Origin of the sequence: Sphaerisporangium sp. NPDC051017, from assembly GCF_040683095.1 — a bacterium.
GTDB lineage: Bacteria > Actinomycetota > Actinomycetes > Streptosporangiales > Streptosporangiaceae > Sphaerisporangium.
In genome coordinates, this window is the sequence record NZ_JBFBCI010000005.1 from 226357 (window position 1) to 238155 (window position 11799).

Annotated in this window: 9 protein-coding genes; 3 read left to right on the forward strand and 6 right to left on the reverse strand. The window is 70.4% G+C overall.

Annotation, left to right across the window (positions count from 1 at the left end; genetic code table 11):
• The first annotated feature begins 82 nt into the window (after window positions 1-82).
• Window positions 83-1279, forward strand: coding sequence for a PQQ-dependent sugar dehydrogenase (locus tag AB0M95_RS07450; RefSeq protein WP_363760785.1), 1197 nt, complete (start codon window positions 83-85; stop codon window positions 1277-1279).
• A gap of 11 nt (window positions 1280-1290) precedes the next feature.
• Here AB0M95_RS07450 and AB0M95_RS07455 read toward each other — a convergent pair whose 3' ends face one another.
• The 6 genes from AB0M95_RS07455 to gatC form a co-directional block, all read right to left on the reverse strand.
• Entirely contained in the window at window positions 1291-3714 is a 2424-nt protein-coding gene (locus AB0M95_RS07455; protein WP_363760788.1) for a VanW family protein, read from the reverse strand.
• A gap of 256 nt (window positions 3715-3970) precedes the next feature.
• Entirely contained in the window at window positions 3971-5479 is a 1509-nt protein-coding gene (gene gatB / locus AB0M95_RS07460) for an Asp-tRNA(Asn)/Glu-tRNA(Gln) amidotransferase subunit GatB (RefSeq protein WP_363760791.1), read from the reverse strand.
• A complete protein-coding gene (locus AB0M95_RS07465) occupies window positions 5472-6092 on the reverse strand; it encodes a DUF4276 family protein (RefSeq protein ID WP_363760830.1) in 621 nt (206 codons plus the stop codon). The genes gatB and AB0M95_RS07465 overlap by 8 nt, the downstream gene beginning before the upstream one ends.
• A 17-nt stretch (window positions 6093-6109) precedes the next feature.
• On the reverse strand, window positions 6110-7423 hold the full coding sequence (locus AB0M95_RS07470; protein ID WP_363760794.1) for an AAA family ATPase: 1314 nt from the start codon (window positions 7421-7423) through the stop codon (window positions 6110-6112).
• Between the two features lie 27 nt (window positions 7424-7450).
• Window positions 7451-8941, reverse strand: coding sequence for an Asp-tRNA(Asn)/Glu-tRNA(Gln) amidotransferase subunit GatA (gatA, locus tag AB0M95_RS07475; RefSeq protein ID WP_363760797.1), 1491 nt, complete (start codon window positions 8939-8941; stop codon window positions 7451-7453).
• Entirely contained in the window at window positions 8938-9237 is a 300-nt protein-coding gene (gatC, locus tag AB0M95_RS07480) for an Asp-tRNA(Asn)/Glu-tRNA(Gln) amidotransferase subunit GatC (protein ID WP_114027854.1), read from the reverse strand. The genes gatA and gatC overlap by 4 nt, the downstream gene beginning before the upstream one ends.
• Before the next feature lie 193 nt (window positions 9238-9430).
• On the opposite strand from gatC, the gene AB0M95_RS07485 reads away from it, so the two are divergent.
• Both AB0M95_RS07485 and AB0M95_RS07490 read left to right on the forward strand, forming a co-directional pair.
• Window positions 9431-10054: an IS607 family transposase gene (locus AB0M95_RS07485; protein ID WP_363760800.1), complete on the forward strand. Its 624-nt coding sequence runs from the start codon at window positions 9431-9433 to the stop codon at window positions 10052-10054.
• Window positions 10051-11799 (forward strand): zinc ribbon domain-containing protein (locus AB0M95_RS07490; RefSeq protein WP_363760803.1); only part of this gene is annotated, 1749 nt, incomplete at its 3' end. The genes AB0M95_RS07485 and AB0M95_RS07490, both read left to right, overlap by 4 nt.

Below are 11799 nucleotides of genomic sequence, written 5' to 3' on the forward strand. Positions count from 1 at the left end.
GACCGTCAACCCTAACGACGGTCTCGCGGTGCCCGGAACCTGGCGGCCGGGGCAGGAGTATTGAATCCACGGAGGAGGTCACATGACGAACCGATCGTTCCACCCCGGCCCCCGGCGGGGCGCGGCCACGGCGTCCACCGGAGCGCTCGCCAGGGTGCCCACCGGAGTGCTCGTCAGGGTGCTCGCCGGGGTAACGGCCGTGGCCCTGGCGGCCGGGTGCTCGGCGGGAGATCCCGGACGCGCGGACGGCGCCGGGCCCACCGCGGGGGCGGGCTCCCGGCACGCCTCGCCGCCGGACATCGCGCCCGAGCGCACCCCCGGGACGCCCCGGACGCTCGCGGCGAACCTCGCGGTGCCGTGGGCGATCGCGTTCCTGCCCGGCGGCGACGCGCTGGTCACCGAGCGGGACTCCGCGCGACTGCTGCGCGTCACCCCCTCCGGCCGGGTCTCCCAGGTGGGCGTGATCGAGGGCGTCGACCCGGGCGGCGAGGGAGGCCTGCTCGGCGTGGCCGTCTCGCCCACGTTCGCGCGGGACCACTACGTCTTCGTCTACTTCACGGCCGCGAGCACCAACCACATCGTGCGGTACCGGTACGACACGGCCCTGTCCGACCCGGTGAAGATCCTCGACGGCATCCCCAAGGGCCGCATCCACAACGGGGGCCGCCTCGCGTTCGGCCCCGACGGCTACCTGTACGCCTCCACGGGCGAGACGGGCGACCCTGCCCTGTCCCAGGCCCTCGGCTCGCTGGGGGGCAAGATCCTGCGCATGACCATGGACGGCAGACCCGCGCCCGGCAACCCGTTCGACAACGTGATCTGGAGCTACGGCCACCGCAACGTGCAGGGCATGGCCTGGGACCCCGCGGGCCGCATGTACGCCACCGAGTTCGGCCAGAACGCCTTCGACGAGGTCAACCGGATCGAGAAGGGCCACAACTACGGCTGGCCGGCGGTCGAGGGCTTCGGCGGCGGCGGCGACTACACCGATCCCCTGCTCACCTGGACCCCGGCCGAGGCCTCGCCTTCGGGCATGGCGTACGCGGGCGGGTCGCTGTGGGTGGCGGCGCTGCGCGGGCAGCGGCTCTGGCAGATCCCGCTCACCTCGGACGGCAAGGTCGGCAAGCCGATCGCGCGGTACAGGGGCGAGTACGGGCGGCTGCGGGCCGTGGCGGCGTCGCCGGACGGCAAGGCGCTGTACATGAGCACGAGCAACAAGGACGGACGGGGGTCGCCGAAGGACGACGACGATCGCGTCCTGGTCGTGCCACTACAGTAAAGGGGCTAGAATTAGGACACGAAAGAACCCGTGAAAGGGGTACCGACATCGGTGCCCTTGTCCACGGTCGTTCCCGTTCTGGCCGCTGGTGCCATGAGCATGGCGCTCTGGTTCCCACGGCTGTTCCCATAGCCGTTCTGGTTGCCGTTCGTGTACCGGTTGGGGGAGCCGTTCTTGTTCTGGCCGCCGTTGTTCTGGTCGGAGCCATCTAATCGCTTGTTCCCGTTCGGTACGTCCGACATGGGCTCTGGGGCCTGATCGCCGGTCGGATTATCCGGTTTTGAGCGATGTAATGGTGTTGGATCGGGCGTCGGCCCGATGTCGGGCTTCGCGTCCGGCCGGCGCCGGGGGCCGCTCCCTTCCGCGCCCAGCGATCCGCCGTCCTGGCAGACCACCTTGCGCTGCGGCTCGTACGTGACGGTCTCCGGCTTGTCCCGCCGGACGACCTCGCCGTCCTTGGAGAACACGCGGGTGACCGTCACCGTGAACCCGGGCCCGCCGCCCATCGGGAGGCAACGCGGGTCGTCGTCGGTGACCGTCTCCGGCTGGGTGACGGCGGTCCGCTCGGAGGTCTCGGCCTCGATCTTGTCGTAGGTCCTCGTGCTCCACAGGTTCACCGTCACCGACGTGCCGGTGGAGGCGGTGGTGATCAGCACGCCGTGCTCGGTGCCGTTCTTCCACCGCAGATCCTGATCGGGGTACTCGACCGCCGCGTCCCGCCCCGGCGGATAGCGCATGACGTGGAAGGTGTGCGTCGTGTGCTCGACATCGTCCATGCCGGCGAGGTAGGCCGCGTTGTACATGGTCGTCGCGAACTGCGAGACTCCCCCGCCCATGGCGATGACGAGGTGGTCGTCCTCGATGGCCTGGGCGGCGATGAACCCCCGCGCGACGGTCGGCGCGCCGATGGCTTCGTTGAGCGAGAACGTGTCCCCCGGCCTCACCACGAGGCCGTCCACGAGGCGGGCCGCCCGCTGGATGTTGGTCACCCGCGCGGCGCAGCACGAGAAGGAGGTGGTGAACTCGCCGACCTTCTCCTTCACGCCGAGCTTGAGCGCCTCGGCGTCGGTGAGCGATGGCCGGGTGATCGCGAGCGACACCGGGATCGTCCTGCTGCCGCCCTGGTCGATCAGCCTGGTCAGGGCGCTGGTCAGCTCGGCGTCGTCGATGCCCCTGCCCGTGCGGGCGGGCACGAGCTTCGGCGCGCCGTTCTCGATCACGAACCTGGCCGCCCTCGGCGCCTGGGTGACCCCGACGAGCCCGGCCTCCACGCCGCCGACCGCCTTACGCGCGTCGAACTTCGGCTCGACCATGCCGTTCTGCCGGGGCTCGAAGACGAGGTTCGCGGCGATGACCGCCGGGGAGAGGACGGCCCGCTGGGAGCCGTTCGTCAGGGTGATCGGCCCGGACACCGCGCGGCGGGCATCGTCGAGGAACCCCGCGAACGCCTCCTGGCTCGCCTTCGGGCGGACGGTCACGACCGTGAGCGTGGCGGCGGAGGAGGCGGGGCCGTTGACGAAGGCCCGCCTGATCGCCTCCTCGGTGGCCTGCCGGTCGAGCGCGACGCCCTCGCGCGGGGGGATGACGCGCGGCCTGTTGCCCTCATAGACGATGCGCCCCTCACGCGCCGGGCGGTCGATCGTCTTGGCGATCTTGCGTACGCGCTGGGCGAGCTTGACGTGGTTCGTCGAGATCTTGAGCGGGAGTTCCTGCTCGCCGGTGAAGGCCTGCAAGACGTCGGCGGGGGCCGGGAAGCCCGTCTCCGCCTCGGCGACCGTCGACTGGGCGTCGATGGCCAGACCGACCTCGGCGGGCTTGAACTTGTCCAGGGGACGGCCGCGCAGCAGGAGCGAGAGATCCTGCTGGTCGTTGCCGTCGAAGCGCGCGTGGACGCGGTCGAGCGCCTCGGTCTCGGTCAGGCCACCGATCTCGACGCCGGCGACGTGGGTGCCGGGCAGCACCTTGCCCCACATGAACGTCGCGGGGACGACGTAGGCGAACAGGAACAGCAGGGCGAGGCCGCCGGCGACGACCAGGAGGCGCCGCAGCCTGCTCTTCCCGGGGGGAGGCTCCGGGACCATGATGATCGACGGCTGGCCGTCCGGGTCGTCCATACTCCACCGCACCCGCGCGGTGCCGGTCATCGGCCACGGCTGGGCGGGCGGGGACGGTGGGGGCAGCGTGCCGGGCTGGCCGGACGACGGACCTGGCGTGGCGGCGGGCTTGGGCGGCGGCGCGGGAGGGATCAACATCTCGGGCGACACACCGGGCGGCAGGGGCGTCACGCCCCGCGGCAGCTTCTTCTTGGGCGGGGTCGCGCCGGACGTCGGGTCCGCGGGGGCCTTCCGGTCGGCGGGCAGGGCGACGGGAGTTTCCGGTCGCACCGCCGCGAAAGGGTCCGGCGGCGGGTCGATGGACGCTCCGGCGTTCCGCACGCCCCCGTCTCCTCCCGCTCTCCGTACCGGTTCCCCCGCCTCACCCTAAACCACGGGCACTCGCAAATTCTTCTACATCAGCGGATGAATCCAGCCCCACGCGCGGCCGATTGGGGGGTGAAAGACATATCCGGTCAGAAAGAATCGCACCCCGCGGTCGAGACGGTGACGGGCCCCGCGAGCACATCGCGGGACCCGTGACCCCTCCGGACCTGGGACGGGACGGCCGGGGCACGCGCCCGGCGCCCGGACGGTCTTATTCGCCGACCCCGAGCCGCTCAAGGATCAGCTCGCGGGCGCGGCCGGCGTCGGCCTTGCCCCGGCTGGCCTTCATCACGCCGCCGACCAGCGCGCCCACCGCGGCGATCTTGCCCGCGCGCACCTTGTCGGCCGCGTCGGCGTTCGCCGCGAGCACCTGGTCGATGATCGAGGTGAGCTCGCCCTCGTCGCTGACGATGCGCAGGCCCCGGGCCTCGACGACCTCGTCCGGCGAGCCCTCGCCCGCCAGCACGCCCTCCAGCACCTGCCGGGCCAGCTTGTCGTTCAGCGCGCCCGAGGCGACCAGCTCGACGACCCGGGCGATCTGCGCGGGTGTGATCGGCAGGTCGGCCAGGGCCGCGCCCGTCTCGTTGGCCCGGCGGGCCAGCTCGCCCATCCACCACTTGCGCGCGTCGGCGGCGGGCACCCCGGCCGCGACCGTGGCCTCCACCAGGTCGATCGCACCGGCGTTGTACATCGCCGCCATGTCCAGCTCGGAGACGCCCCATTCGTCGCGCAGGCGCCTGCGCCGGGCCGCGGGCAGCTCGGGCAGCTCGGAGCGCAGCTCCTCGACCCACTCGGGGGCCGGGGCGATGGGCAGCAGGTCGGGCTCGGGGAAGTAGCGGTAGTCCTGCGCCTCCTCCTTGGAGCGGCCCGAGGTGGTGGCGCCGGTGTCCTCGTGGAAGTGGCGGGTCTCCTGAACGATCTTCCCGCCGTCGGCGAGGATCGCCGCCTGGCGCTCGATCTCGCCGCGCACGGCGCGCTCGACGCTGCGCAGCGAGTTGACGTTCTTGGTCTCGGTGCGGGTGCCCCACTCGCTGCCGCCGCGCGGCATCAGCGAGACGTTCACGTCGCAGCGCAGCGAGCCTTCCTCCATGCGGACGTCGGACACGCCGAGCGCGCGCATCAGCTCGCGCAGCTCGGTGACGTACGCGCGGGCGACCTCGGGGGCGAGGCGGTCCGTGCCAGGGATCGGCTTGGTGACGATCTCGACCAGCGGGATGCCCGCCCGGTTGTAGTCGACGATCGAGTGGTCGGCGCCGTGGATGCGGCCGGTCGCGCCGCCGACGTGCGTGGACTTGCCGGTGTCCTCCTCCAGGTGGACCCGCTCGATCTCGATGCGGACCGTGGAGCCCTCGACCTCGACGTCCAGGTAGCCGTTGACGCACAGCGGCTCGTCGTACTGGCTGATCTGGTAGTTCTTCGGCATGTCCGGATAGAAGTAGTTCTTCCGGGCGAACCTGCACCATTCCGCGATCGTGCAGTTCAGGGCCAGGCCGATGCGGATGGTCGACTCGATCGCCTTGTCGTTCGCCACCGGCAGCGCGCCCGGCAGCGCCAGGCAGACCGGGCAGACGTGGGTGTTCGGCGGCGCCCCGAACGTCGTCCGGCACCCGCAGAACATCTTCGACGTCGTGCCGAGCTCGACGTGCGTCTCCAGCCCGAGCACCGGCTCGAACCGCTCCAGCGCCTCGTCGAACGGCATCGTCGCCAGCGTGTCAGCCATGCTGATAACCCAATCCTTCCAAAGCCTTGATCATGTCATTCCACCACTGCTGGAAGGCGGGCACCTTCCTCAGCACGCCTACATCGGCGAACTCGGCCATGGAGATGTAGAAGTCGCGGACCACTCCTGGCTTGGCAGGGTTCATCCCGGCTTCTCCCTTCAACAACCCCTCCAGGACCGCCTTCGGGTCCGGGCAGCCCTCCACCGCCGCGCCCGACACCAGACCGTTCCTCACGCGACGGACGCTCAGAGCCCGCGCCAAGGCCACGTGGTCCGCGAGGATCCACGCCTCGGTCTCCCGCATGGGCACCACCGCCACCAGGGGCTCGGTGAAGGCGCTCGTGTCCCATGTCCGCCGCATCCTGGCGATGACGGGGTCGGACTTGGCGGTCGGCGCTCCATCGTGGTGGTAGAGCACCACGTCAAAGGCGCCGCGTTCACCTTCGAGGGCTGCGAGCACCGGCTCCGGGTGCTGGTTGCCCGCCTTCACCATACTGCGAACCTCTTGGATCTCCCGGCACGCCGGAAACGACTCCAAGGCCATGGTCTCCAGCGCCCGGCGTAAGAAGATCGGTAGGAACCAGTCGTCCGAGGGACCTTCCCGCACCAGCACGCAGCTCAAGCTCCGCATCAGACCGACGCCTCTACTCCGGCGCGGAACCTGCTCAGCTCGGACTCGGTCACCCGGGGCCAGCGCTCACCGTCGACCCGTACCGGGCCTTGATCCTCCCTAAGCCGCCGGACGCGGGTGACCCGGCTGGCCACCCCGTTCTCCAGGATGGTGGTCATGTCCAGGAAAGCGAGGTTGGCGGAGGGCACCTCATCGAGCACGATCGGCGAATGACTGGTGAAGATCGCCTGACGGTACGGGAGCGGGCCTCCTGAGGCATCCCGCTCAGGAGGTTCACTCACGTCGGTGACCAGGCCGGCGGTCAGGGCAAGCAAATGCCGGAATCGTTCAGGGAAAACACCGTTCTCCGGCTCCTCGACGGCCGCGACGCCTTCATCGTGCAGGACCGCGAGGATGGCGAGCATGCGCAGTGTGCCGGCGGAGGCGAACTCGGCGCCGATCCCCTGCTCGTATGGAGAGGAGAACTCCAGTCGCGCATCCCTGCGATTCTTGTCCTCGACGATCTCGAAGTCACTGACTTCTCTGACCAGCCCGACGAGGTGCATCTTTATCTCGCCGATCACACCCAGTGGGCGCTCCTCGGACCTGGTCGACCTCCCCAGGTACCGCAGATAGTTCGGTAGATCACGGCCTGACGTGTCCATGAGCGTAGGACCGCCGAACTCACTGGACAGGCGCAGCGAGCTTGCCTCCAGGTGAAGAAACCGGACATCGTTGAGCTCGATGAGGATCTGCCTGACGACGCCTGCGTCCTCGATGGTCGAATTATCGGGATCTTTCGAGGATGTCAGAGCCATTTCCAGCAAGCTAGAGACCCCAGGCACCTGCGACAGGTCAGGGGCGAGCCGCACCTCACGCCGCTGCGGGTATGTGACCCATCCTTCGGTGTACCACTCGGGCGCCAGCGCGACGGCCTCCGGCCATCGATCCTCAGCGGGCGACAATGCGATAAGCCGCTGACCCTCCACGACGATTCTCTCGAGAGAGTCTTCCGGCTCGGTCCACGCGAGATCGAACTCATAACGCCATCGATTGGGCAGGCGTTTCAGGCCCAATAGGAACTCGACCGCGAAGCGCATCCGGTCCACCTGGGTGCCGTCCCCACGCCTGCGGAACAGACCACGGGCGTCGCCGCGGACGGCCGCCACGGCAGAATCCAGCCCGTGAACGGCCGCCCTCGAGAGAAAGGACAAGGCGTCCAGCAGATTGGACTTGCCGCCGGCGTTGGTGCCGATGAGGACGAGGAACGGCGGCACGTCCAGCGCGAAGTTCTCGAACGACTTGAAGCCGTCGATCTCGATGCGTGTGATCATGACGCCGTTCCTCCCTCCGCCGGATCGTTACAGCGAGGGCGCCTTGGACAGCAGGGAGCCGCCCCAGCGGTCCTCGTACGCCTTCTCGACGGCGGCGCCCACGCGGTAGCAGCGGTCGTCGCCGAGGACCGGGGCCATGATCTGCAGGCCCACCGGCAGGCCGTCCTCGTCGGCGAGGCCGCACGGCACCGAGATGGCCGCGTTGCCCGCGAGGTTGGCCGGGATCGTGCACAGGTCGGCGAGGTACATCGCCATCGGGTCGTCGGCGCGCTCGCCGATCGGGAAGGCGGTGGTCGGGGTGGTCGGCGAGACCAGCACGTCGACCTGGTGGAAGGCCGCCTCGAAGTCGCGCGCGATCAACGTGCGGACCTTCTGCGCCGAGCCGTAGTACGCGTCGTAGTAGCCGCTCGACAGGGCGTACGTGCCGAGCATGATGCGCCGCTTGACCTCAGCGCCGAAGCCCTGGGCGCGGGTCAGCGCCATGACCTCCTCGGCGCTGCGGGTGCCGTCGTCGCCGACGCGCAGGCCGTAGCGCATGCCGTCGAACCTGGCCAGGTTGGACGAGCACTCCGACGGGGCGATCAGGTAGTAGGCGGGCAGGGCGTAGGTGAAGTTCGGGCAGGAGACCTCGACGACCTTGGCGCCCAGCGACTCCAGCAGCTCGACCGCCTCGCGGAAGCGGGCCAGCACGCCGGGCTGGTAGCCCTCGCCGCCGAACTCCTTGACCACGCCGACCCGCAGCCCGGCGACGTCGCCGTGGCGGGCGGCCTCGACGACCGGCGGCACCTCGGAGTGGATGGACGTGGTGTCCATCACGTCGTGGCCGGAGAACGCCTCGTGCAGCAGCGCGGTGTCCAGGACGTTGCGGGCGAACGGGCCCGGGGTGTCCAGCGAGGAGGCGAAGGCGATCAGCCCGTAGCGGGAGGAACCGCCGTACGTCGGCTTCATACCGACGATGCCGGTGACGGCCGCGGGCTGGCGGATCGAGCCGCCCGTGTCGGTGCCGGTGGACAGCGGCGCCTGGTAGGAGGCCACCGCGGCGCTCGAACCGCCCGACGAGCCGCCGGGGATGCGCGCCAGGTCCCACGGGTTGCGCGTCGGACCGTAGGCGGAGTTCTCGGTGGAGGAGCCCATCGCGAACTCGTCCAGGTTGGTCTTGCCGAGGATCACCAGACCGGCCTCGCGCAGGCGCGCGGTCACCGTCGCGTCGTACGGCGGCCGGTAGCCTTCGAGGATCTTGGAACCGGCCGTGGTCGGCATGTCCTTGGTCGTGAAGACGTCCTTGTGGGCGATCGGCACGCCCGCGAGGGGGCCGAGCTCCTCGCCGGCGGCGCGGCGGGCGTCGACCGCGCGGGCCTGCTCCAGCGCCGACTCGGCGGCGACGTGCAGGAACGCGTTGACCCGCCCGTCGACCTCGGCGATGCGGTCCAGGTGGGCCTGGGCGACCTCGACCGCCGAGACCTCGCCCGAGGCCATCAGCGCGCCGAGCTCGGCGGCGGTCTTGCGGGTGAGACTCATGCCTCCTCCCCGAGGATGCGCGGGACGCGGAAGCGATCGTCCTCGACGGCCGGGGCGGCCGCCAGGGCCTGCTGCGGGGTCAGGCTCGGCCGCGTCTCGTCGGGACGGTAGACGTTGGTGAGCGGCAGCGCGTGCGAGGACGGCGGGACGTCGTCGGTGGCGACCTCGGCCACGCGCGCGACCGCGCCGATGATGGCGTCGAGCTGTGTCGCGTAGTGATCGAGCTCGGCGTCGGCCAGCGCCAGCCGGGACAGCCGGGCGAGGTGAGCGACCTCGTCGCGGGTTATGGCGGACATGAGTCGTTAACCCGTTTCATGGATGGCAATCGGACAGTGTCATCATCCTAGGGCGCGTGACCGAACGTGGCCGAACCATTAACCTTCGTTCGCCGTACCCGGGGACGCGCGCCCGCCCCGGGCCGTTGTCCACGCGGAGAACCCGAGGCTTGTGGATTTGATTAATAACTCTCGGTGATTCTATGATCACTGCATGGAACTTCTTCGACTGTCAAAAGCCGCACAGCGCCTGGGTGTTCATCCCGTGACGCTTCGGCTGTGGGCGGATTCGGGGAAGATCCCGGTGACGTGGGTCGGGCGTGAGCGCCGGTTCTCCTCCGTTGATGTGGAGTCGATGAAGGTCACTGCCGGTGGCGGTGACCGGATTCGTCTGGAGGGCCTGTACGTTCGCGTCTCGGGCTCGGCCGGTCAGGAGTCCTGGCTGCAGGCGCAGGAGTCCGAGCTGCGGGCCACCGCCACGGGCGATGTGGTGAAGGTGTTCAAGGACCGGAGCTCTGGCCTGCGTGAGGACCGGCCCGGCCTGAACAGGCTCCTTCAGGCTGTCGCCGGCGGTTCGGTGACGGTGGTCCGGGTGACGCATGAGGACCGGCTGGCCCGTTTTGGTGCCAGCTGGCTCAAGCGGCTGTTCGCCGTCCACGGGGCGACGATGGAGACCCTGTATCCGAAGAAGCTCGGCGGGCGGGAGGAACTCCTGGAGGACTTCGTTTCCCTGGTCACCATGTTCGCGGGCCGCTTGTACGGGATGCGCTCGGCGGATGAGCGCAGGCGGCTTTTGGTCGAGTCCGGGCAGTGCCCGCAGCCGCAAGACGCCGCGTGAGCCGCAAACCGCCCGTCGCTGAGAGCCAGACCTGTCGTACCGCGTGCGCCCGCGTCCTGATCCGTACGGGCGTGGAGGAGAGGACCGGCGAGGTCATCCCGGCTTCCGTGCTGGCCGGACGGATCGGCTGGTGCCTGGATCTGGTCTCGGAGATGGCCGGGCAGCTCATCGCCGGGCATTGGAACACCTCGGACGTGTGCACCTTGGCGTCGGGTGTGGATGCGGGGGGCCGGAGACTTCCCTCGAACGCGTGGATGGCGCTGCGCCGTCTGGGCTGGAGCGTGGCCGTCCCGGCGAAGGTCAACGACCGGATCGTGCGCATGGCTCAGGAGCAGGCCGGGCGTGTTCTGCGGTCGGCTTGGTGGCGGGCCCAGATCATGGCGGGAATCCTCGCGGCCTGGCCGGGCGATCCGGCCAGGCGAACGCCGCAGGAGTGGGACGCGGTCCGTGCCGCCGTGCCGGGCGGGGAGTATCTGCCCTCCAGCGTGATCAAGGGCCGCACCCGGCAGATCGCCCGCTTCCACGCCGCACATGGGCGGCTTCCTGTGGACGTGTTCGAGTTGGAGCCGGTGCCCCGCGTGGCGCGGATGCTGCTGCTCGCCGCCTGCGACGGCCAGCAGGCCACCATCGAACGCTCCGAGACCGACCCCCGGCGCGCGGTGCTGCGGTTGCAGCTTCCCACCCGCCCCGACCCGCGGGCGTACGCGGACTGGACGTGGGTGACCTGCCCGATCGCTCTGCCGCCGACCGTGCCCGCCGGCGCGGTGCTGCACCTTCCCACCCTGCGCCCCGCAGGCGGTCAGGTGCGCGCCGACATCGCCTACAGTCATGCCGTCCCAAAGACCCGGCGTACCGGCCACACCATGGCGCTCGGCGTGGACTGGGGCCTGGGCACCCTGTTGTCCGCCGGGGCGGCCCGGCTCCATGCCGACGGGAAGATCACCGTCCTCGGGACCGGCGCGCAGTTCCGGGCCGCCGGGGTCCTGGCCAAGCAGCACCGGCTGCGCCGCCTGTCGGAACGCCTGCACGCCAAGGCCAGCCACATCGAGCGGCTGATCGGCGGCGACCAGGAGCACCCCCTGGTCGGCAAGCGCACCGTGCTGCGCGGAGAGATCCGCGCGGTGTCCGAGCGGCGGTCGAACCTCAACGACGCCCTGGCGTGGTCCGCTGCCCGGTGGGCCGTGGACCAGGCCATCGCCGCCCGGGCGAGCGTGATCTACCTGGAAGACCTGCGGTCGATGGAAGCCCGGGGCATGGGCGCCACGATGAACGTGCGCCTGTCCCAAGCGGTGCGCGGGCAGATCGCCGGCCGCATGCGGCACCTGGCCGCCGAGGCCGGCATCGCCGTGGTGACCGTACCGGCGCGCAACACCTCCAAGCACTGCCCGCAGTGCCTCACGCCGCTGCGGCACCGCAAAGCCCCAGACCGGCCGGCGGTCGCGGGCTGGAAGTGGGCCATCTGCCCCGACCGCGACGGTTGCGGCTGGCAGGGCGACCGTGATCACGGCGCGTGGCGTCGCATCGCCGCCCGCGGCCTCACCCACCAGGCCAAGACCGTCGCCGACCGCACCACCGGGCAGATGGCGATCCGCACGGTGGTGGACACGCTCGAAACACGCGCGGTCATCACCCCGGCCGCACCCCAGACCAGCCGCAAGGACCGGTCGAAGACCGGCCCCACCCGGCCCCGATCCACACGCCCCGCGCCCAGGCGACGCAGGGCACCCTCCCCTGCCAGGCCCTTG

What these genes read in the sequence shown, in the direction of transcription:
- AB0M95_RS07450 (WP_363760785.1), top strand. Translation starts at nt 83, where the DNA reads ATGACGAACCGATCGTTCCACCCCGGCCCCCGGCGGGGCGCGGCCACG.
- gatB (WP_363760791.1), bottom strand. Translation starts at nt 5,479, where the DNA reads ATGGCTGACACGCTGGCGACGATGCCGTTCGACGAGGCGCTGGAGCGG.
- AB0M95_RS07470 (WP_363760794.1), bottom strand. Translation starts at nt 7,423, where the DNA reads ATGATCACACGCATCGAGATCGACGGCTTCAAGTCGTTCGAGAACTTC.
- gatA (WP_363760797.1), bottom strand. Translation starts at nt 8,941, where the DNA reads ATGAGTCTCACCCGCAAGACCGCCGCCGAGCTCGGCGCGCTGATGGCC.
- gatC (WP_114027854.1), bottom strand. Translation starts at nt 9,237, where the DNA reads ATGTCCGCCATAACCCGCGACGAGGTCGCTCACCTCGCCCGGCTGTCC.
- AB0M95_RS07485 (WP_363760800.1), top strand. Translation starts at nt 9,431, where the DNA reads ATGGAACTTCTTCGACTGTCAAAAGCCGCACAGCGCCTGGGTGTTCAT.